Genomic DNA, 22444 nt, shown 5'->3' on the forward strand with positions numbered 1-22444 from the left:
AATTTTCAATACTATATTAACATAATTTATGAACAGTCAAATTTCCAGGTTTCAAATCATTCTTTTGGGAGTATTTATATTCAATTTATCACTGCTATCTTGTAAAAATAAAAGAGCAGAAAATAAAGATGAAATCTCTACTCCTATTGATTCTATTGTAAACAATAAACCTTTCTTCAAACTGAGTTTAGCTCAGTGGTCTTTAGAAAAGCCAATTCATAGTGGCGAATTAGATCCGGTTGATTTTGCTGAAAAAGCAAATCAATTAGGATTTCATGGTATTGAATATGTAAACCAACTTTATTTCAGCAAATATCGTGATGCTAAAGATCCAGAAGCTGCTTTCACCAAGCTTTTAGACACTCTAAAAGCTAAAAGTGAAGAATTTTCAGTTGAAAATGTCTTGATTATGGTTGATGATGAGGGCGATTTAGCATCGATAGAAGATGGAAAAAGAGAAGAAGCTGTCCAAAAGCATAAAAGATGGGTGGATGCTGCACAATTTTTGGGTTGTCATGCGATTAGAGTAAATTTATTTGGAAGCAATCAAGAAGCAGCCTGGAAGACGAACGCTGTAAAAGGCTTAAGCGAATTATCTGAATATGCTGCAACGAAAGGTATAAATGTATTGGTTGAAAATCATGGCGGTTTGTCCAGCAATGCTAAACTTCTAACCGAAGTTATGGAAGAAGTAGATCTTCCTAATTGTGGAACACTACCCGATTTTGGCAATTTTTGTCTTCGTAGAAAAAACGGTGAAATGTGGGGTGCAGAATGTGTTGAAGAATACCCTACTTATCAAGGGATTGAAGAAATGATCCCTTATGCAAAAGCAGTAAGTGCAAAAACTTACGAGTTTGATGAAAATGGTAAAGAAACAACATTGGATATTGGCCGAATCTTGAAAATAGTAAAAGACGCGGGTTATAATGGTTGGATTGGTGTAGAATATGAAGGCACTGGTTTGGCTCCAGAAGAAGGTATTTTAAAAACTAAAGAACTATTACTCAAAGAAGCTGAAAAACTTTAAACGAACTACACGCTATGAAGAAACTTGTAAGATTTCAATTATCGCTAATGATGTTTTTAGAATTCTTTATATGGGGTGGTTGGTTTGTAACTCTGGGAACATTTTTGGCCGATAACTTAAGCGCAACGGGAGCAGAAACTGCAATGGCATTTTCTACACAATCTTGGGGAGCCATAGTTGCTCCTTTTATTATTGGATTAATTGCCGACAGATTTTTTAATGCTGAACGAATTTTGGGTGTGCTTCATATAATGGGGGCTGTATTGATGTATATGATGTACAGCTCGGTAGATTTTGGGAGTTTTTATCCCTATGTGCTAAGCTATATGATTTTATACATGCCAACCTTAGCTTTGGTAAATTCCATTTCTTTTGCCCAGATGAAAGATCCATCTAAAGAATTTTCAAATGTTAGGGTCTTTGGAACTATTGGGTGGATTATTTCTGGACTGGTAATAAGTTATGTTTTTGCATGGGACTCTGAGGCGGCAAGAGCTGAAGGTATGCTTAAGAATACGTTCTTAATGGTGGCTATTGCATCAACAGTATTAGGACTTTTTAGTTTCAGCTTACCTAAAACTCCGCCTTCTGGTAAAGGAGAAAAAATTACGATCAAAGACATTTTGGGTTTAGAAGCCATAGGTTTACTTAAAAATCGAAATTTCTTTATGTTCTTTTTATCTTCAATATTAATCTGTATTCCGCTTGCTTTTTATTATCAAAATGCAAATCCATTTTTAGCTGAAATTGGCATGGGTTCCCCTACTGCAAAAATGGCTATAGGCCAGGTTTCTGAAGCATTATTTTTATTGCTGATTCCTTTTTTCTTTAAAAGATATGGGTTTAAAATAACCCTTATTGCAGGAATGCTAGCATGGACGACTCGATACTTACTTTTCGCTTATGGAAACGCAGATGAAACAGTTATAATGCTCTATTTAGGCATTGCATTACATGGAATTTGTTATGATTTTTTCTTTGTATCGGGACAAATTTATACCGACTCTAAAGCAGGTCCAAAAATTAAAAGTGCCGCTCAAGGATTAATCACTCTGGCTACTTATGGTGTTGGTATGTTGATAGGATTTTGGGTAGCAGGACAAATTAGTGATATGTATCTTAATGCAGATGGTAGCCATGACTGGACAAATATCTGGATCGTACCAGCTGGTTTTGCCTTTGTGGTGATGATTGTTTTTTCTATCTTCTTCCGCAATGAAAAAGTTGAATATTCAGAATAAAATTTAAAAAATAGAATGGGAAAGAAAATAAAACTAGGCATCCTTGGTGGTGGTAGTGATTCATTAATTGGAGTATTGCACCGTGTTGCCTCTTCAATGTTCGATATGTTTGAAGTTGTAGGTGGTGCTTTCAATACAGATTTCGATGAAAGTAAAAGATTCGCTGAAGATCTTGGTATTGGTACAGATCGCATTTACTCAAATTTGGAGGATTTTATAGCACAAGAAAACAAATTACCAGAAGAGGATAGAATACAGGTCGTTTCAGTACTTACCCCAAACTTTCTCCATTTTCCTATGGCAAAACAGCTCGTGGAAGGTGGATTTCACGTGATCTGTGAAAAACCAATGACCACGACTTTGAAAGAAGCTCAAATTCTTAAAGAAGTTAAAGATAAAGCAGGGAAAGTTTTTGCTGTCACTTATACGTATACTGGCTACCCAATGGTGCGCCAAATGCGAGAAATGATCACCTCAGGAAAGCTTGGCAAAATTCAGAAGATCGATGTTCAGTACTATCAGGGATGGATCAATCCTATCATCCATGATAAAGAACAGCGTAATAACATTTGGCGCTTAGATCCAGAAAAATCTGGAATCAGTTGCTGTATTGGTGATATTGGTACGCATGCTTACGATATGATCGAATATGTTACTGGTATGGAAGTTAAAAAAATCCTTGCAGATCTCAATTACCTGTACGAGGATAATTCAATGGATATCGATGGTACAGTTCTATTAAGATTTGAAGATCAAATTAAGGGAGTGCTAAGAGCAAGCCAGATCGCTACCGGCGAGGAAAATAACTTTACGGTAAAAGTGTATGGTGATAAAGCTGGTATTAAATGGGAACAGGAAAATCCTAATTATCTATATTTTTTGGAAGAAAATAAGCCATTACAGGTTCTAAAACCGGGACATGCTTACAACAGCGACTTTTCTTTAAGCGGGACAAAATTACCACCGGGACACCCTGAAGGAATTTTCGATTCTATGGGAAATATTTATCACGGTGTTGCTAAAGCTATTTTAGAAGAAGAAGTTTATGATGGCGAATATCCAACGATTAACGATGGTTTACGCGGAATGAATTTTATCGAAAAAGCAGTAGAAAGCCATAAAAATGGCAATGTTTGGGTAAACATAGATAATTAACCTTCAAAAAACTAACTAATGAAAACTATAAAAGGACCTGCAGTTTATTTAGCTCAATTTATGGATTCTAAAGCTCCATTTAATAGCTTGGACGGTCTTTGTAAATGGGCAGCAGATTTAGGATATAAAGGAATACAAATCCCTACATGGGAGTCAGCTTTGATCGATCTTAAAAAAGCCGAAGAAAGTAAAACTTATTGCGATGAGCTTAAGGGGAAAGTGGAATCTTATGGATTAGAAATCACCGAACTTTGTACACATCTACAGGGACAACTAGTTGCTGTACATCCGGCCTACGATATTATGTTTGATAATTTTGCTCCAGATAAATATAAAGGTGACCCAAAAGCCAGAACGCAATGGGCAGTAGAACAACTTAAAAGTGCCGCGAAAGCCAGTAGGAATTTTGGTTTAGATGTGCATGGTACATTTAGTGGCTCGCTTTTATGGCATACCGCTCATCCATGGCCACAAAGACCCGATGGTCTTGTAGAGCTTGGATTTAAAGAGTTAGCAAATCGCTGGTTACCTATCTTGGATACTTTTGATGAAAACGGAGTGGATCTTTGTTACGAAATCCATCCTGGTGAAGATCTCCACGACGGCGACACATTCGAACGCTTTTTAGCTGAAACCAATAATCATAAAAGAGTAAATCTTCTTTACGATCCAAGTCACTTTGTTCTTCAGCAATTAGATTATTTAACCTATATCGATCACTATTATGAATTCATTAAAATGTTTCATGTTAAAGATGCAGAGTTTAATCCTACCGGAAAAAAAGGAAGTTTTGGTGGTTATAACGATTGGATAAACCGCGCAGGTAGATATCGCCACCCCGGTGACGGGCAGGTAGATTTTAAAACCATTTTCTCTAAATTAACTCAATATGGATGCGATGTTTGGGCAGTAATGGAATGGGAATGCTGTATAAAATCACCAGAACAAGGAGCTAAAGAAGGAGCTCCTTTTATACAAAAACATATTATTGAAGCTACTCAGAAGAAATTTGACGATTTTGCAGGATCCGAAATCGATCAAAATCGCTTGAAATCCATTTTAGGAATTCAATAAATTTCAATTAAACATAAGCAGTAATAAGAAGATCGTTAATAGTTTTAATTGCGTTAATTTTACAATAGTTAGCTATAAACATTTTGTATTATTAACTTCTAGACAAATGATGACAGCAGGTGAATAAAGAACCTTCGCAATGTTAAGCTATACTTAAATCTTTGCGAAAGCACTATATTCAAAGTACTTTAGTGCCTATAATCACAAAACCAATCATTATTATGAAACGTATTAGCTTATCGCTACTATTCTGCGCTTCACTTTTTATTACTAGTTGTAAGAACGAGAAAAAAGATAACGAAGAAGTAGAAGTAGATGATCAAAACACAGAAATGACTTCTGAAATGGACGAAGATATGGATGCCGAATCTTCTGAGAAAAAAGAAGTTATGGTAACCTTAGAACCTAAAAGTGATAGCAATCTTTCTGGGGAAGTAACTTTTACCGAAGAAAACGGTGAAGTAACTATGGAAGCGACTATCATGGGACTTTCAGAAGGTAAACATGCAATCCATATTCACCAAAAAGCCGACTGTTCTGCAGCAGATGGAACTTCAGCAGGCGGACACTGGAATCCTACTAATGAGCCTCATGGTAAATGGGGATCTGAAGAAGGATACCACAAAGGAGATATTGGAAACTTTGAGGTAGATTCTAGCGGAAAAGGAACAATAACAGTGACTACAGATGAGTGGTGTATAGGATGTGGAGATGATACTAAAGATATTCTAGGAAAAGCAATTATCGTACATGACGGTGTGGACGATTTCACTTCTCAACCTTCAGGTGCCGCTGGTACTCGTGTAGGATGTGGAGTTATTGAGATGAAATAATTTTAGTAGAAATACTACAATATTTTAAATAAAAGCAGCTATTCATATAGCTGCTTTTATTTTTTTATATATTTTTAAAGAAACTAACCACATTCAGATTTATGCAGCAGGATGAGCTTATTCTTGAGTTACAAAAAGGGAATCAAAAAGCCTTTGAGCGTATTTACCAGCTCTACTCAGAAAGTACTTATGGAATAATTTTTAGTATTATCGGTGAAAAAGATGTTGCCGAAGAAGTTTTACAGGATGTATTTATGAAAATATGGGAAAATGCAGCCTCTTACGATTCTAATAAAGGCCGTTTTTTCACTTGGGTACTAAACATTGCAAGAAATGCATCTATAGATAAAATACGGTCAAAAAGCTTTAAAAATAAACGACAAAACCTAGCTGCAGATAATTTCGTAAATATATTAGAATCAAAAACTAATTTTAGTGCTACTATAGACGCTATAGGATTGAAAAAATATATTGAAGTTCTAAAGCCAGTTTGTAAAAAATTAATCGACCTATTATTCTTCAAAGGATATACTCAAAAAGAAACCGCTGAAGAATTGGAAATGCCTCTGGGAACTGTAAAAACCAGAAATAGAGCCTGTATAAATAAATTAAGAGAAATTGTAGGAAACTAATGGCTGAGATCGAAGAATATATATCATCTGGAATTCTAGAACTTTATGTTTACGGCGCACTTACAGACCAAGAAAGTCGGGAAGTAACGGCGGTGTTAAAAGAATACCCTGAAGTAGAAAAAGAAGTTGAAGAAATTGAAGATGCCTTACAAAAATTAGCCGCCGGTATTGCACCATACAATCCGGAAGCACTATTGTCGACCTTAAAATCTAAATTATCTGCACGTACTCCAGTAAGGCAATTAAGCCCTGAAAGTAGACAACGCACAAGATGGGTTAATTATATAGGATGGGCCGCAAGTTTAGTATTCTTGATCGGACTATTCTTTTTATTCCAACAAAATAGTGAACTTAGAAGATCTTTAACTGAAGCTGAAACGAAAAACAGTATTATCGAACAGCAAATCGCAGATATACGTAACGAAGCTGAAAATACCAAACAAATTTTAGCAGCAATAAGAGATAATAATATCTCGAGAATCCCATTACAGGGCCAAGAAGGTTTTTCTGATGCTTACGCAACTGTGTATTGGAACGATATAGATAATACTGCATATATTGATGCTAAAGGTTTACCAAAACCTCCAAGGGGTAAGGTTTATCAGGTTTGGTCTTTAACAATGCAACCGCTCACTCCTACTAGCTTAGGATTATTAGATGATTTTGCTAGCGATGAAAATAAAATCTTTAGTCTACAAAATGCAAATCAATCTGAAGCCTTTGGTATTACGTTAGAGCCAGAAGGTGGTAGTGAAACGCCAACGATGGATCAATTATATGTTTTAGGGACAGTTGCTGCACCTTAAGATTGTATTTAATTTTATAAAATTAAAAAGCCCGGCAATTGCCGGGCTTTTTTCATAGGTGTTTATCATTCCATTTTCAGACAAACTGAAAGGCTTGCCGAAGCAAGCCTTTCATTCTAACCAACCAAAAAAAATCAAAAACTCAAACCAAAAATTCGACCAAAAAAAATGATTCAAGCCTGAGAAGCATTTCTCACTTTGCTCCTCATTTATATTTACGTATAAAAAACCATCGCGGTTTTTAAAAGTTTGATTTTTAACATTTAAGCAGCATTTATTAAGAAATCCAATTCTTGAAATCCTTAACGCGCTCTCTACTTACAATCATTTGAAATTCATTGAAGTTCGTAAGTTTCAGTTCTAACCTCGAATTTGTGTAAGAGATAATATCTTTAATAGCTTTTAATTGAACAATACACTTTCTATTAATTCTGAAAAACAGCTTGGGATTTAGCTCTTTTTCAAGTTGTTCTAGGGAAAAATCCATTAAATAAGATCTACCCTCTTTATTGTGAATATAAGTTGCTTTATTTTCAGAATAAAAACAAACTACTTCCTCTATATCTATAATTTTGAGATGCTGCCCAATCTGAATAGTGAATCTGGATTTGTAATTATCAGAGGAAGATAAACTAAGCAGATTTCTAAAATCATCTACATTTAGTTTGACCGATTTAGATTGAAATGTATTTTCAAATTTATCAATTGCTTCATCTAATTCTTCATCATCAATCGGTTTCAGTAAATAGTCTACACTATTAAGTTTAAATGCTTTAAGTGCATATTCGTCGTAAGCGGTGGTAAAAATAATAGCACTTTTCACCTTTACGGCTTCAAAAATTTCAAACGATAATCCGTCACTAAGCTGGATATCCAAAAATATAAGATCTGGATGCTCATTTTCAGAAAACCAAGAAATACCTTCAGCTACAGAATGCAGCATCACTTCTACTTCTAAGCCTTTTTTATTCAGTAAACGATTTAACCCTCGTGCGGCCGGCTTCTCGTCTTCTACGATAACTATTTTCATTTATGTAATTTATTCCCAACGCTGCTGTTCACGTTCTTTATTCATGTATTCATTGATCTTGCGCTCTTCCCAATCTTTATTGAACATTGGATTTTTGTCAAAAGCTTTTAGATAATCGAATGCCAAACCTATTCCCCATCCAAATAAAACCCACAAAAACCAAGGATATTGTAGATCGATAGTGTACCAATTTACACCGAATAAAAAAAGATTTACTACGATGAACACCATTAAGTGGGTATAAAAATCTTTTATCTTTTTTACTTTCTTACGTGCTTCTATATATTTTTCTTCTGAATCTTGCATGATCTATAATTATCTTTATTTATCCAATATTTCTTTAATTTTGCGTTCTTCCCAGCCCTTCCTTAAAAGCGGATTTTTATCAAATGCTTGCATATAATCAAAAGCTAAACCTATGCTCCAACCAAAAGTTCCCCATAAAACCTCCGGAAATTCGATATAGTTTTCGTGATAGTTTAAACTCAAAAAAACAACATTAAAGAGAATAAAGGATATCGCATGAGCATAGAACTTTTTAATATTTCTCATTTTTTCCCTCGCCGAAAGATATTTTTCTTCTGAATTTCTCATCGCTTATTTTAATCTTCTTTATTCATTATTTCTCTAATCTTACGCTCTTCCCACTTTCTTCCTAAAAATGGACTATAATTAAAGGCTGAAAGACCATGAAAAAGAAGTCCCAGTCCCCAACCTAAAGCCGGAAATAACACCCAGAAAAAATCTGTAGTCAAATAATTGAAAACCGCTAAAACAGGAATTATAATACAATATGAGGTTAAGTTCCCATAAAAATCTTTCTCTTTTTTAACCTGCTCTTTAGCGTTTAAATAATCTTTATTTTCTAGCTCTAAACTTTTCATATTTTCAGTTTTAATAATTGGTTTTTGATTAGTTTTTTTAGTTAATAATGGAAGACGTACCATAAATTCATCCTCAGTTTTAATGATTTCCATGGTTCTTTCGGTAAGTAAATTATAGCGCTCTTTAATATTTGCAAGACCAACACCGCTACCATTTCTTAAAATTTCTTTTGGCTGAAGGTTGTTTTTAACTACCAAAACTTTATCTGCTTCGTAAATAGTGATCACTAATTGAGAATCTGGGGTGATCTTATTATGTTTTACAGTATTTTCTAACAATAACTGAAGCGAAAGCGGAACCACCTTAGCATCAGGATTTGTTAATTTTTCAGGAAAATTATAGATAATAGAATCCTCAAACCTCATCTTTAATAGATTCATATACACATTGGCAAATTTCAGCTCTTCTTCTATTGTGACCAATTCCTTACTTTTTTGCTCTAAAACGTAGCGATAGACTTTAGAAAGAGAACCGGTGAATTTCTGCGCCTTTTCTGGATCTTCATCAATCAAAGAGCTTAGCACATTTAAGCTGTTAAATAAAAAATGAGGATCTAGTTGGTTTTTAAGCGCATCGAATCTTGAGGTTGCTGTACCCGCTATAATTTTTTGCTCCTTCATTTTTTCTTCCTGTCGAGCCCTAAAAAGATAAATCAAATGAAAAAACAGGGTTATTGCGGTACTAAACAAAAGAGGAAATAAATAATATCTTAATTTTTCTTCGGTAACAAACTGGGCTATTGTTTTTGTCGGCACAAGCCACACAAGATGTATTAACCTACACAAAAAATAAGCAACAAGTGTAACTATAATGGCACCTAAGGCCGAATAGAATATTCGCCTTGTTCCTGCATTTTCCCAACCAACATATTTTTCAAAAAGATCGGCATACAAAACATTAACGATAGTGATCGATACACTATAAAAAACCATCACTCCCCAGTTTTTTATATCTCGAAAAAAATCGATATCAAAATCATTAAATATTAAGTTAATAACAAAAACCAGAATACATACAACAATACTGATCTTGAAAATTTTAAGTAAACTTTGCATAAGCGAAATGTTATGGTTTTAAAAATACTATAAATTTTAATTGTACTCTATCTGATTTATGGCTGGCAACTTTCCAAAGCTTTTATAGCCTGGTCTTTTCCCCAGTTCGGGTAAAATGGTGTATCGTTTTCAAATTCTTCAAAAAGAAGGATAGAGGCCTCAATATCTTTGCAAATTGGTTCGAGATCGTTTCCAAAGAATTTTGCGCTCCCCATGGCAAATTGCGCTTTTTCAAACTTCACCCGTGGATTGTTTGGCTCAAGTTTTTCAGCTTTGGCATAAATTTCATTGATTTTCGGCATATATTTTTGTCCGTTAGTCATGGGATTTTGAGTAATTTTCACCGTATAAATCAATGCTTCCAAAACTAATAGCTCTGCGTTTTCTTCAGTTTTTAATAGCGCAGATTGTAATGCACCTTCCGCCTTTTTAAGTTGAGCTTCAACTTTCTTCTTGTCCTTGGTATTAAATGCTTCCGTAATATTCACCAGTCCTAAATAATAATCTGGTAACCAGTTTTCTTTTTCAGCGCTGGCTATACGTTCAAAAAGAGCGCTAGCGCTTTCGATATTCCCTTCTTGCCAGTTTTGCATGCCTTTTTGCATCGCTTCTTGGTACTTTTGCGCCGAGATTACTTCTGCAGCCGTAACTAATAATAGGATAATAAGTGTTTTCATGTTTATGATTGATTTTATTTGTAGTGTAAAATTGAATAAATACAGTTGTACTTTAAAGAATAGATTACTGAACCGTCAAAACTTTATACTGAATTGTATTTTAAAGTTGGTCTAGCTGATTTCGGTTTTTATTATCACTAATCGTCCAAAAGAAACCAACAAAGAAAAAGCGATCTGCCAAAGGTCTAACGGCCGTTGCAGCGTATCTTCCAGACGCATTTGGATAATCGGAATACTCGTATCCAAAAATATTTTCGGTTCCTAAAACATTGGAAATGGACACGTATAAAATTTGTTGTTTGCTTACTAAATATGCCCAATTAAAATTTAAACTATGATAAGATTTCGTTTTTGCAGCCATAAAATTTGAAGTATTAGGATCATTATACGGTCTGCCTGAATTGAAATTATATGTAAATCCTGCCTGACTTCTTAAAGATTGAATCCAATATTTACTTACGATCGATAGGTTATGATTCGCTACAAAATTAGGAGTAACCTGCGTTGGATAGTTTCGATATCTTCTTTCTGAATCTATAAAGGAATAAGAAATCCAATAATCTAAATTTTTAAAATGTTCATCTCGCCAAAAAATATCAATTCCTTTAGCATATCCCGAACCTGAATTGCTAAAGTTGGAATTGTAGGTAATTTCTTTGCCAGTATAAGTTAGTAAGTCACGATATTCTTTAAAATAAGCTTCTGCTCTTAAGGTTTTTGAGCCTTTAGAATACTGATAATTCAGAATATAATGTGTTGCTTTTTGCTGAAATAAGTTCTGATTGAATTTTAAATATTCTTGAGAGGCTTGCTGCTTAAAACTTCCAAAAGCAGTTGAAATTTGTTGATTTTCATCTAATTTATATGCTAAAGATATACGCGGACTAGCAAAAATCTCTTCTGCCAAAGCATCTTGTGTTGCTCTAACTCCAACTTTAGCTGCAAGATTTTGTGTAAAGTAAACATCCGCTTCAGAAAATACTGAAAATAATCCTGAAGTATAATTAGGATTATAATTCCCGTCTTCGGAAAAATATGATTGATCGAAGTCGGTATTAAAATATTCAGCTCCAAAATTCAGTTTAATCTTATCGGTAAACTTTTTGCTGAGCTTGGCCTTTAAATGAAAACTATTCTCTATATCATCTATAGCTTCCGTATCCAAATTTATATCGTTTTGGCTGTTTCCGTAACTTATTCCGCTAAATAAATGCCACTTATTCCCTAGGGAATGATCGTAAGAAGAATTGAGATAAAAATTATTATTTTTCAAATTCACTTGACGGCGAGTGCCGTCTTTTGGCTGATTTACATTGAAAGAAGTGTAATCGTATGCCGTGTAAACTTTTAATAGGCCATTTTTCAACTGATTTCTATAAACTACTTCTCCTGCAATGGATTGGAATGCTTTATCGAATGTAATATTTTGATCGATTAGTGATTGATAAGGTCCTAAATTGGTGTAACTAGCATTTAAAGTGATTGAACTTTTTTCCCAATTCTTGGTTTTTCCAATTCCCAAACCCAAACTCATAAAACTTAGTTCGGTATTATCTTCTTCAGCTTCATCCTGGGTATCCATTACTAAAATACTGGAGAGCGCGTTACCATATTCAGCACTATAACCACCGGTAGAAAACGACATTCCTTTAAATAAATAAGGTGAAAATCGTCCTCTGGAAGGCACATTTTGAACCGAGGCATTGTAAGGTTGGCTCACTCTAAGTCCATTTACAAATGTTTGTGTTTCTGTAGCGTCACCACCTCGAACAAATAAGCGACCATCTTCGCCAACGCTTTGCGTGCCGGGCAATGTTTCGAGCGCAGCGATGATATTCCCAACACTCCCAGCAGTTGTAACAATGTCCAAAGGTTTTAAAACGGAAGCTTCTGAAGTGCTTCCCGCTTCAAAATTTCCTGCATTGATCATCACGGCTCCCAAAGCATCAAACTTTTCATTAAGTCGAATTTGGAGATTTTTGAAGCTATTTATTTCTCCTGAAATCTCCTTACTTTCAAAAGTAAGAAAAGAGATAATTAGGGTTTGCGTCCCGGTTTCTTCAGAAGTGAAATTAAAATGACCATTTTCATCTGAAATAGCTCCGTCGTAAGTTCCTTTTAGATAAATATTAGCGCCGGCAATTGGTTGCTCTTTTTTATCGGTTACCACACCAGAAATTTCCTGTTGTGCGAATGACGATTGACTTATAAAAATAAAGACGAATAGAAAAAGGTAGTAGTTGAAGTTCATTTTTGATTGATTTATACATCAAAAATGCTTCAGGAAGATCAACTCTAATAAAAAAGAAAACTGAATTGTAAATTTTTACCGACCAATTGAAAAAACGAAACCCGAATCTTTCGATTCGGGTTTATTTTATCTTTTTATTCTATCTTATAATATTATATCTTTTTCTGATCGGTTTCCAAATTTTCTCTATTTGATTTATAAGGCCTTATAATTAGCCTTGCCGCGCGATCGAAATTAATATAATTGTATACCCAATTACAAAAGGTAACTAATCGGTTTCTAAAACCTATTAAAAACCAAAGATGCACAAACATCCAAATAAACCAGGCAAAAAATCCTCCAAAAGTTGATTTTCCAAGATCTACAACGGCTTTATTTCTTCCAATTGTAGCCATACTCCCTTTATCAAAATAATCAAAAGGTTCTAATTTCTCACCTTTAATTAATTTCTTAAGATTCTTTGCCAAATGCTTCCCTTGCTGAATAGCTGGTTGTGCAACCATTGGATGCCCTTTTGGGTATTCTTCAGTTTGCATAACCGCAATATCGCCAATGGCAAATATGTTTTCGTAACCATTAACCTGATTAAATGCATTTACCTCGTAGCGATTTGCTTTTTCGATCATAGCAGAAGCATTTAAACCTTTTACAGGAGCACCGGTAACCCCGGCAGACCATATTAGGGTTTCTGTCTTTAAAGCTAGATCTGTATTTGTGGTAACCAAATGACCATCATAATTCTCTACCATGGTGTTCAAATGAATTTTCACTCCTAAATCTTCTAAAAATTTCTGAGCTTTTTCAGAAGATTTTTCACTCATAGGTGGAAGTACACGCCCTAAACCTTCTAACAAGTGAATATTCATTTCTGCTGGATTAAGATCGGGATAATCTTTTGGCACAATATTATTCCTAAGGCCGGCTATAGCTCCGCTCAATTCAACTCCGGTAGGACCAGCCCCAACTAAAACGAAATTTAATAAGGATTTACGCTTTTCTGGATCTGTTTCAATTACAGCCTGTTCTAAATTCTCTAAGATGAGACTTCTAATATTTAATGCCTGCGGGATCGTTTTCATCCACATGGCATTCTTTTCTACACTCTCATTTCCGAAGAAATTCGTTTTAGATCCGGTAGCAATCACCAGATAATCGTAAACGAGTTCTCCAATATTAGAGTGAATAATATTATTTTCGGCATCTATAGATTCCACTTCTGCATTTCGAAAAAAGCATTTTTGCGAATTCCTTGTAACTTTTCTTAAGGGATATGCAATTGAATCTGGCTCTAACCCAGAGGTTGATACTTGATATAAAAGGGGTTGAAAAGTGTGATAATTATTACGGTCTAGCAAGACCATCTGTATTTCTTCGTTTAACAACTTTCTTGCCAGGGAAATTCCGGCAAAACCGCCACCAATGATGACCACCCTGGGCAATTCGGTTCTGGGTATATTCATAATTATTGATTGGTTTACCGTAAAGTTACGGCTTAAACCATAAAAAAGAAGGGCATTAACGGTATTTTAAAGTTTTTGTGTAACAAAAAATAGTTTATTGCTACCTATAGAAGCTAATCAATCAATGTGGAGAAAGAATTAGAACATCAATTCGTCACAAATTTAGAGCGACATCAAAATATTGCGCATAAAATTTGCAGATTATATACGCACGATAGAGAGTCGCATAACGATTTGTTTCAGGAAATCACTATTCAACTATGGAAAGCCTATCCTAAATTTAGGGGTGATGCTAAATTTAGCACATGGATGTACAGAGTAGCTTTAAATACTGCAATTACCTTATACCGAAAGAAAAAACGTGGTATTGCAACTCAGGATTTTGATACTGTTCATTTTAAAATAAAAGCGGAAGATTATGACGATGAAACCGAACAGCAATTAGGATTGATGTATAGTGCTATTAAAGAATTAAATGATATTGAAAAAGCATTGGTTTTTCTTTATCTAGAAGATAAAAATTACAAAGAAATATCGGAAACTTTAGGAATAAGTGAAGTGAATGCGCGAGTGAAAATGAATCGAATAAAAACTAAACTTAAAAGTGTTTTAAATCCGTAAACTATGGATGGATTAGAATTATTAAAAAAAGACTGGAAAAACCAGGAAGTGAATCTTCCCAAAGTTTCCTATGACGATCTTTATAAAATGATCTGGAAACGATCTTCTTCGATCGTAAAGTGGTTGTTTGTTATTAGTCTATTTGAGTTTGTGCTTGGTATTGCACTTAACTTCTTTGTAATGGATGATAATTATTGGAAAAATCTGGATAAGGTAGATTTAAGAGAGTTTACCATCGCATTAAATGGTATTAATCTAATTATCTGTTTATTTTTTGTGTACAAATTCTATAAAAACTACCAAAGAATATCCTCTACCAGCTCTACCAAAAAATTGATGCAAAATATTTTAAAAACCAGGAAAACTGTTAAGCATTACATTGGTTATATGTTGATCTCAAGCGCTTTTGTAATCGTCATGTATTCTTTCCTTATTTTTTATCATTATTTGCATGAAACTCATATCGAAAATAATCCAATAAAAGATTTCGACACTATCGATTATTTTAAATTCATCGGGATAATCATAATTGTTGTTAGTATTGTTCTTGGCGGGATCTGGTTATTTTATCGTCTTATTTATGGTATTTTACTAAGGCGATTAAAGAAAAACTATACGCAGTTAAAAAATTTAGACTGCGATTAACACCTTTATAATTCTGAATAAGAACGCTGCTATTCTTCTTTATAAGAATAGCGGCGTTTTTCATTTAGATGTTCTATCTCTTCCAGTTCTTCTGCTGGAATTACCTTTAAAAATGAAGAATGTTGTTCGATTGCATATTCTAATTTTCCAACTATATCCTCAATACTATCATTATCATAATCGATCTCTAAAGGTTCTTTTACCTGAAATGATTGTAAAATGCCTCGCTTTTTTATACGCAGACCTTTCTTATCAAAAGAACGTCTAAAACCGTCTATAACAATAGGCACAACAATGGGTTTGTATTGTTGAATAATATGAGCTGTCCCCTTCCTTATAGGTTTAAATGGAGTTGTGGTACCTTGTGGAAAGGTAATAACCCAACCATCATCTAAAGCGACTCCCACATTTTTAGAATCATCTGGATTTACCTTTCTTTTTACTTCTTTACCTTTAGATCGCCAGGTTCGTTCTACCTTAATAGCCCCCGCATATGCTAAAACTCTGGCCAACAATCCGGCTTTCATTGTTTCTTTAGCTGCAACGTAGTAAATATTCATTTTGGGTTGCCAGATATACCCCACGTTCTTTATGCTATCTACCCTTCCGCTTAAACTGGCATTAAAAACGTGAAACATGGCCACAACATCGGCGAAATATGTTTGATGGTTAGAAACAAATAAAACTCCTCTGTCTGGAAGGTTTTTAATAATTTCTGAACCTTCTATATTTAATTCGTTAAATCCTCTATAACGACGATGCGTCATTAATCCGAAAACTCGAATAAGCCATTTTTTAATAAATAATATATGTCCAAATGGATTCTTTTTGAATAATCCCATAATTTAGTTGGTCTATTGGTCGCAATGGTTCTATTTTAACGAAAACTAAAAATTCCTCTTCATTTTTTCTGAAAAACCCACAAATATAAGGATTTCGATTTTATAGAATTTCCTGGAGCATTTCTCGAAGTTCACCAAGCATCATGCCTGTTGCGCCCCAAACGATCTGTTCGTTCAATAAAAATGCTGGAACATCAATATTTTCCATATAAGAAGTACTCAAATTCTCGGTCACAAAATTTTTCTCATCTAAAAAGTCTTCAAGTTTTACTTCCAATATAGCTTCTACTTCGCTTTCTTGCGGAATAAGATGTGGAGTTTCAGTCATAACTCCTACAAAAGGATATACCCAAAAATTACTGGGCGGAATATACAGATTTGTTAATCCTCTTATCACTTTAATTTTATCTCGAGGGATACCAACTTCCTCTTCAGTTTCACGTAAAGCCGTTTCTTCTATATTTTCGTCTTCCTCTTCTACCCTTCCGCCGGGAAAACCAATTTGATTTGAATGAACACCTTTATAAGTTTTTCTTAGAATCAGCACAAAATAAGTTTGACCATTTTTTGGGTAAAAAACCGCCATTACTCCCGCTTTATTTGTTCTTTTTGCTGAAAAGTCAATTTTTTTAAGTTCCTGAACTCTAATAGAAGGGGCTAATTTATTGTGTGCAGCCTCGCCAGGCAGTTCAATTTTTTTTAAATTTGAAATTCTATTTTTAAACTCAAAAAATTCCATGTTTAAACGTATCTCAGTAATCGCAATTTTGGTTGCTAGTATTTTCGCAAGTTGTGAAGATAAGAAAACTTCAGGCGATAATAATTCAGAAAACAGCTCGGCAGCCGTTAAAAATAGCATAAAAAGCGAGGATTCGGTAAAAAATAAAGTAGATTCTTCCGAAATTGAAAATAAACAGGAGAAAAATAAAACAGAAAAAGATACCGCCTTTCCTATTCCGCAAGAAAAATTGATACCATTTTTAACCGAATATGGAAAGAAAAATCCAGAGAATAAAGTACGCATAACAACCTCTTTTGGAGCATTTGAGGTGACATTATATCGTGATACGCCGCTGCATCGCGCCAATTTTATTATGCTTGTTAAAAACAATTATTTTAATAATACTTATTTTCATCGTGTAGCGCCCAATTTTGTGATTCAGGGAGGTAATTCAGATAATGCTTCTACTAATAAAAAAAGATACGCTATTGGAGATTATTTAATCCCGAATGAATTAAATGCAGGCCACACCCATAATCGTGGAGCGTTTTCTGCAGCAAAGTATGCCGAGCAGAATACCAGCAAAGCATCGAGTCCGTTTGAATTTTTCGTGGTTTTAAATCCTAATGGAGCGCATCATCTGGACGATGAACATACTGTTTTTGGGTATGTTTCCAAAGGAATGGATGTTGTAGATAAAATTTCTAAAGTCCAAACCGGACAATCAGAATGGCCAATCGATAATATCGAAATGAAGGTCGAGATTATTAAGTAGCTTTTTAGTAGGCAGTGATCAATAAACAATTTTTAAGGTTTTGTCTATTTGAAAAAAGTCTGACTTCTAGTTTCTAGGCTATACTATCGTAAATCTAATTTCTAGCCTACTGTTGCGTAAAATAATTATAATCTTCGATCACTCGTTTTACAAAAATCATTGGTTTTTCTTCAAATTTCACTCCGAGTAAGTTCGATAATTTTTCAGCTAAAGCAATGATCACATTGTGATTTCCATTCATTCTTGCTTTTCTGTAAATTTCTTTAATTTCTTGTACATCCCGATCGTTTAAAACTGTTACCTGTGGATATTTTGGACTGTAATCTTCAGGGATTTCAACAGCTAAGGTATTCGCTAAACTCACTTTTCTTTTTTCAGAAATTACTGTGGTTTTTGCGGCCATATCGCCTAAACGCTGTCCTTTACCATTAAGTAAAATAGTAACTACAGCGATGCTACCACTTCCTAAGCTAATATCGATAGTTCGCAATAACCATCGGATAAGATAATTTGAAAAAGCAGGCCGGGATCCATCCAATTTCACCACTCGTATTTTTAATGCAGACTTCCCAGGAGTTCTACCGTCCCAAAAAGTTTCAAATAATAAATAATAAAGAAAAATAGGCAAACCTATCACCACATAATACACGCCTTCGCCAAAACGATCGGCTTCTAAACCTGCCAATAATAGCATGCTAAGAATACCGTAGGCGGCAATTATAAAAAGATCTATTAAAAATGCTAAAATTCGATCGCCGATAGAAGCCGAATTTTGCTGAATTCCGATATTTTGAGCGGTTTCAATTTGAAAATTATCCATTAAATATGTTTCTTTGAGGATCTAATCTAATCCTGAATATGCGCGAGGCTGCTTTTGTGAAGCAAAATAAAGATAAATGGCTTAAGTTTGAAAGTCTCCTGAAAAATAATAGTAATATTTCTCCGGATCAGCTCTCTGCTTTTTATGTAGAAATTACCGATCACTTAAGCTACGCTAATACTTTTTATGCGGGAAGTAATACAGCTCGTTATCTTAACGATCTTGCATCTTCTGCGCATCGAATGATCTATAAAAATAAAAAGGAATCGAAGAATAAGTTTCTTTTATTTTATACGAAAGAGTTTCCGTTATTCTTTTATCAGTACCAGAAACAACTCTTATTTAGTTTTTTAGTATTTGCGATTTTTGCCATAATTGGTGCTTTTTCTGCGGCAAGTGATGCTAATTTTGTTCGTGCAGTTTTAGGTGATGCTTATGTAAACGCGACGCTAAATAATATTGAGAATAACGACCCCATGGCTGTTTACAAGCAGGCTTCAGAAACCGATATGTTTTTGGGGATCACCATAAATAATGTTAGGGTTGGCCTAATGGCTTTTACCCTTGGCGTTCTTGGCGGTTTAGGAACCTTGGTAATAATCATGCAAAATGCAATCATGTTAGGTTCATTTCAGTATTTCTTTTACGATAAAGGCTTACTTTGGGAATCAGCACGAACCATTTGGATACATGGTACCATAGAAATTTCAGTAATAATTATCGCAGCATGCGCCGGTTTGGTTGTCGGAAAAAGTATTTTATTCCCAAAAACCTACAGCCGATTGCACTCTTTTGTTACCGGTATTAAAGACGGATTAAAAATCATAATTTCTACCGTTCCTTTTTTTATTATTGCCGGATTTTTAGAAGGATTTGTAACAAGACATACAGAAATGCCAGATGCGCTGGCTATTTTAATTATAAGTTTATCTTTTATTTTAATCCTTTGGTATTACGTAATATTACCACATCGTTTACATAAAAAATTTGTTGATGGAAAATAATATATTCAGATTTAGAAAAACCAGAGATTTTGGAGACTTACTAAGTGATACTTTCAAATTCTTAAGGGAAAATGCTAAAAACTTTTTCAGTATAAATTTAAAAGTTTGTGCTCCATTTTTGGTGGCATTAATCTTGACTAATGCCTATTATACGTATATGACCATTGGCACTGGCTTTGAAGGTTATACAAATTTAACAGGATTTTTGATCCCGGCGCTCATAAACATGCTCGCTCTTTTTGTCTATATCACCGCACTTTATTTAAGCGTATTTAACTATATAAAATCATATATAGCAAATGACGGTATCGTAAGTGAAGAAGATGTAAAACGAGGTCTAAAAAATGATTTAGGCAGTGGTATGGCATTAAATTTAGTTGTTGCCATATCTATCTTTATAGCCTTTCTTTTCTTAGTCTTACCAAGTATATACCTAGGTGTGGTCTTTACTTTGGCTTTACCCATATTAGTTTTTGAACAGAAAAGTTTGGGAGATACGATATCCTCTTGCTTCCAACTAATTAAAGATAATTGGTGGATGACCTTTGGTCTTTTAATTGTTTTTGGAATTATCATGTATGTGATTAATGTAGTTTTCCAACTTCCTTTAATTATTTACATGCTGGTAAATATGATCTCTGGATTTGATGCAGGAGTAACAACAGTTGCCGAAAATATGCGAAGTAAAGATCCAATTCTAATAATACTATCTGTGCTTTCTTCTATAGCGCAATACGTATTATACATTATCACACCATTATTTATTAGCCTGCTATATTTTCATTTACACGAAGAGAAAAACTTTACCGGAACTTTTGAAAGTATTGATAAGCTTGGTAGCGATCGCGAATGAAACTCTTAATTTATTTTCTTTTATTGCTGAATTTCCATTTTGCGTTTTCGCAGCAAGATTCTATTGTCCAATCTGAACCTGAAAGTAAAAGCGTACGTTATGATGAAAATAGCAATATAAGTCCGCTTAAGTTTGAAAAAACAACGATTGAAAATCTAAAACAAAATGAAGATTTTAATTATTTAGAAGAAGAGCAACATAAAAACTGGTGGCAGCAATTTAAAGAGTGGATCAATCAAAAATATGAGCAATTCCTCAATTGGTTATTTGGAGATTATGATGCCGGCAGCTTTTTTGGGCTTATCATAAAAATAATTCCTTATATCCTCCTAGTTGGTATCGTCATTTTGGTGATCTGGTTATTTACGAGAATAAATCCCGGTAAAAATATTTTACAAGAACCAAAAGCGGCAAATGTAAATCTAGATAACGAAGAAGAAATAATCCAAAATGCAGATATCCCGGCTTTAATAAAAGAAGCTATTGAAAATGGCCAATATCGCATGGCTGTTCGTTACTATTACCTTCAGGCGTTAAAAGAATTAGATCTCAAAAACGTTATCGATTTTGAAGCGCAAAAAACCAACGACGATTATATTTCAGAAATAAGCAATACGCAGTTAAACAACATTTTTAAAAAAGTTACCCGCATTTATAACTTTATCTGGTACGGCGATTTTCAGGTTTCTAAAGAAGACTTTTTGTTAGCAGAGAAAGGTTTTTCAGAATTAAATACGAATATTAAAAACACCAAAAATGAGTAAATTTTATAAAATTTCACTTGGTGTTTTTATCTTCTTAATAGCCTTTCTCACCTATTTAGAAGCTATCGAGCCTACGCCCATAAACTGGTATCCCAGCTACGCTAAACAAGATAAAATCCCTCTAGGAACTTATGTTTTTTATGAAAACTGGAAAGCCAGCAATCCAGATAATTTTAAAGAGATAAACATCCCTCCTTTCGAGTATCTAAGCGATAGTACCGGTATTGAGAATGGCACCTATTTCTTTTTAAATAATTACGTGAGTTTTGATGAAGATGAATTAAATAAATTACTGAATTGGGTTGAAAAAGGAAATACAGCCTTTATAGCTTCAGATGTGTTTGGTGAGCATTTCTTAGACACACTCAATTTAGACACGAAGCCTTACAACAAGAAAATTGAGGATGAAATTTCTTTTATCCCCAAAACGGAATTAGACCTGGTAAACCCAAATTTTAGCGAGGATGGCCCATTCGAAGTTCCGCATGAGTTTAGTTCTATTTATTTCAGTAAAATAGATACCTTAAAAACGACTATTCTGGGAACCGTAAAATATGATGACGATACGATAACTGAGCCGCAAATAAATTTTATTGAAACTGAATTCGGAGAAGGAAAAATCGTTTTACATAGTACGCCAGAAGCTTTTGGAAATTATTTTATACTGAAAAACAACAATTTTAAATATGCTGAAAATGTATTGGCTTATATCGATCGAAATCAGCCTATTTATTGGGATAATTATTACAAAACCGGTAAAGCCCAACCTACAAGTCTATTGTATATCATCATGCAAAACAAGCCATTAAAATGGGCCTATTATCTTATGATCATTGCCTCTCTGCTATTCATTATTTTTGAAGGAAAACGAAAGCAGCGCGCAATCCCGGTGGTAAAACCTTTAAAAAATCAGTCTTACGAATACACACAAACGATTGCCGATCTTTACCTTGAAAAAAAGCAGGTAGACGAGTTGACAAAAAAGCGTATTCAGCATTTTAAAGAATATATTCGTACAGAAATGAAGCTGGATCCCGATAAAAAAGGAGATGAATTTTATCCAATTTTAGCTGATAAAACAGGAAATTCTATAGATTTTATAAAGGAATTATTCGAAAATATAGAGGCGGTAGAACGTAAGAAAGCTACAGCACAGGATTACGAAACTATAAGTAAAGGCATCCATAAATTTAAATATGCGAATGCCAGAAAAACCAAAAATATCGTTTGATTTTCTATAAAATCAACTGAAAATAAAACTTCGAAAGAA

Annotated in this window: 24 protein-coding genes; 14 read left to right on the top strand and 10 right to left on the bottom strand. The window is 34.2% G+C overall.

Annotated elements, in window-relative coordinates; genetic code table 11:
* Positions 1-64 precede the first annotated feature (64 nt).
* The 7 genes from PBT89_RS09725 to PBT89_RS09755 all read left to right on the top strand — a co-directional run bounded on the left by PBT89_RS09725 (position 65) and on the right by PBT89_RS09755 (position 6771).
* Positions 65-1030, top strand: coding sequence for a sugar phosphate isomerase/epimerase family protein (locus tag PBT89_RS09725; protein ID WP_333474132.1), 966 nt, complete (start codon positions 65-67; stop codon positions 1028-1030).
* A gap of 14 nt (positions 1031-1044) precedes the next feature.
* Positions 1045-2271, top strand: coding sequence for a nucleoside permease (locus PBT89_RS09730; protein ID WP_270061726.1), 1227 nt, complete (start codon positions 1045-1047; stop codon positions 2269-2271).
* A gap of 15 nt (positions 2272-2286) precedes the next feature.
* Positions 2287-3426: a Gfo/Idh/MocA family protein gene (locus PBT89_RS09735; protein WP_270061727.1), complete on the top strand. Its 1140-nt coding sequence runs from the start codon at positions 2287-2289 to the stop codon at positions 3424-3426.
* An 18-nt stretch (positions 3427-3444) separates the two neighbouring features.
* Entirely contained in the window at positions 3445-4500 is a 1056-nt protein-coding gene (locus tag PBT89_RS09740) for a sugar phosphate isomerase/epimerase family protein (protein ID WP_270061728.1), read from the top strand.
* Positions 4501-4721: 221 nt separating this feature from the next.
* The gene (locus PBT89_RS09745; RefSeq protein ID WP_270061729.1) at positions 4722-5333 is read left to right on the top strand and encodes a superoxide dismutase family protein; all 612 of its coding nucleotides are present in this window, start codon (positions 4722-4724) and stop codon (positions 5331-5333) included.
* 101 nt (positions 5334-5434) lie between these two features.
* Positions 5435-5965: an RNA polymerase sigma factor gene (locus PBT89_RS09750; RefSeq protein ID WP_270061730.1), complete on the top strand. Its 531-nt coding sequence runs from the start codon at positions 5435-5437 to the stop codon at positions 5963-5965.
* The gene (locus tag PBT89_RS09755) at positions 5965-6771 is read left to right on the top strand and encodes an anti-sigma factor (RefSeq protein ID WP_270061731.1); all 807 of its coding nucleotides are present in this window, start codon (positions 5965-5967) and stop codon (positions 6769-6771) included. Before PBT89_RS09750 ends, PBT89_RS09755 begins: the two co-directional genes overlap by 1 nt.
* 277 nt (positions 6772-7048) lie before the next feature.
* On the opposite strand, the gene PBT89_RS09760 is transcribed toward PBT89_RS09755, so the two are convergent.
* The 7 genes from PBT89_RS09760 to PBT89_RS09790 all read right to left on the bottom strand — a co-directional run bounded on the left by PBT89_RS09760 (position 7049) and on the right by PBT89_RS09790 (position 14129).
* Entirely contained in the window at positions 7049-7801 is a 753-nt protein-coding gene (locus PBT89_RS09760) for a LytR/AlgR family response regulator transcription factor (protein ID WP_270061732.1), read from the bottom strand.
* 9 nt (positions 7802-7810) lie between these two features.
* The gene (locus PBT89_RS09765; protein WP_270061733.1) at positions 7811-8107 is read right to left on the bottom strand and encodes a 2TM domain-containing protein; all 297 of its coding nucleotides are present in this window, start codon (positions 8105-8107) and stop codon (positions 7811-7813) included.
* Between the two features lie 15 nt (positions 8108-8122).
* Complete coding sequence (locus PBT89_RS09770) at positions 8123-8395, bottom strand: 2TM domain-containing protein (RefSeq protein ID WP_270061734.1); 273 nt, start codon at positions 8393-8395, stop codon at positions 8123-8125.
* Positions 8396-8403: 8 nt separating this feature from the next.
* Positions 8404-9741: a 2TM domain-containing protein gene (locus tag PBT89_RS09775; RefSeq protein ID WP_270061735.1), complete on the bottom strand. Its 1338-nt coding sequence runs from the start codon at positions 9739-9741 to the stop codon at positions 8404-8406.
* A 56-nt stretch (positions 9742-9797) separates the two neighbouring features.
* Positions 9798-10418: a hypothetical protein gene (locus tag PBT89_RS09780; RefSeq protein ID WP_270061736.1), complete on the bottom strand. Its 621-nt coding sequence runs from the start codon at positions 10416-10418 to the stop codon at positions 9798-9800.
* A gap of 100 nt (positions 10419-10518) precedes the next feature.
* Positions 10519-12669: a TonB-dependent receptor gene (locus PBT89_RS09785; protein ID WP_270061737.1), complete on the bottom strand. Its 2151-nt coding sequence runs from the start codon at positions 12667-12669 to the stop codon at positions 10519-10521.
* 152 nt (positions 12670-12821) lie between these two features.
* Positions 12822-14129, bottom strand: coding sequence for an NAD(P)/FAD-dependent oxidoreductase (locus tag PBT89_RS09790; RefSeq protein ID WP_270061738.1), 1308 nt, complete (start codon positions 14127-14129; stop codon positions 12822-12824).
* A 126-nt stretch (positions 14130-14255) separates the two neighbouring features.
* On the opposite strand from PBT89_RS09790, the gene PBT89_RS09795 reads away from it, so the two are divergent.
* The gene (locus PBT89_RS09795) at positions 14256-14750 is read left to right on the top strand and encodes an RNA polymerase sigma factor (RefSeq protein ID WP_270061154.1); all 495 of its coding nucleotides are present in this window, start codon (positions 14256-14258) and stop codon (positions 14748-14750) included.
* A gap of 3 nt (positions 14751-14753) precedes the next feature.
* The gene (locus PBT89_RS09800) at positions 14754-15395 is read left to right on the top strand and encodes a hypothetical protein (RefSeq protein ID WP_270061739.1); all 642 of its coding nucleotides are present in this window, start codon (positions 14754-14756) and stop codon (positions 15393-15395) included.
* 29 nt (positions 15396-15424) lie between these two features.
* On the opposite strand, the gene PBT89_RS09805 is transcribed toward PBT89_RS09800, so the two are convergent.
* A complete protein-coding gene (locus PBT89_RS09805) occupies positions 15425-16237 on the bottom strand; it encodes a lysophospholipid acyltransferase family protein (protein ID WP_270061740.1) in 813 nt (270 codons plus the stop codon).
* A 100-nt stretch (positions 16238-16337) separates the two neighbouring features.
* Positions 16338-16976: an NUDIX hydrolase gene (locus tag PBT89_RS09810; protein ID WP_270061741.1), complete on the bottom strand. Its 639-nt coding sequence runs from the start codon at positions 16974-16976 to the stop codon at positions 16338-16340.
* On the opposite strand from PBT89_RS09810, the gene PBT89_RS09815 reads away from it, so the two are divergent.
* Positions 16975-17733 carry a peptidylprolyl isomerase gene (locus tag PBT89_RS09815; RefSeq protein ID WP_270061742.1) on the top strand — a complete coding sequence of 253 codons (759 nt, stop codon included), beginning with the start codon at positions 16975-16977 and terminating at the stop codon, positions 17731-17733. The two genes, PBT89_RS09810 and PBT89_RS09815, sit on opposite strands and share 2 nt — an antisense overlap.
* A 106-nt stretch (positions 17734-17839) precedes the next feature.
* On the opposite strand, the gene PBT89_RS09820 is transcribed toward PBT89_RS09815, so the two are convergent.
* Positions 17840-18553: an RDD family protein gene (locus tag PBT89_RS09820; protein ID WP_270061743.1), complete on the bottom strand. Its 714-nt coding sequence runs from the start codon at positions 18551-18553 to the stop codon at positions 17840-17842.
* Between the two features lie 38 nt (positions 18554-18591).
* On the opposite strand from PBT89_RS09820, the gene PBT89_RS09825 reads away from it, so the two are divergent.
* Genes PBT89_RS09825 through PBT89_RS09840 form a run of 4 tightly spaced genes read left to right on the top strand, consistent with a single transcriptional unit; the run spans position 18592 to position 22405 of the window.
* Positions 18592-19557 (top strand): stage II sporulation protein M, encoded by a 966-nt coding sequence (locus PBT89_RS09825; protein ID WP_270061148.1) that lies wholly within the window; start codon positions 18592-18594, stop codon positions 19555-19557.
* The gene (locus PBT89_RS09830) at positions 19547-20410 is read left to right on the top strand and encodes a hypothetical protein (RefSeq protein ID WP_270061744.1); all 864 of its coding nucleotides are present in this window, start codon (positions 19547-19549) and stop codon (positions 20408-20410) included. Before PBT89_RS09825 ends, PBT89_RS09830 begins: the two co-directional genes overlap by 11 nt.
* The gene (locus PBT89_RS09835) at positions 20407-21174 is read left to right on the top strand and encodes a DUF4129 domain-containing protein (RefSeq protein WP_270061745.1); all 768 of its coding nucleotides are present in this window, start codon (positions 20407-20409) and stop codon (positions 21172-21174) included. Before PBT89_RS09830 ends, PBT89_RS09835 begins: the two co-directional genes overlap by 4 nt.
* Complete coding sequence (locus PBT89_RS09840; protein ID WP_270061746.1) at positions 21167-22405, top strand: DUF4350 domain-containing protein; 1239 nt, start codon at positions 21167-21169, stop codon at positions 22403-22405. Before PBT89_RS09835 ends, PBT89_RS09840 begins: the two co-directional genes overlap by 8 nt.
* The last annotated feature ends 39 nt before the right edge of the window (positions 22406-22444 follow it).

Origin of the sequence: Zunongwangia sp. HRR-M8, from assembly GCF_027594405.1 — a bacterium.
Taxonomy (GTDB): Bacteria; Bacteroidota; Bacteroidia; order Flavobacteriales; family Flavobacteriaceae; genus Zunongwangia.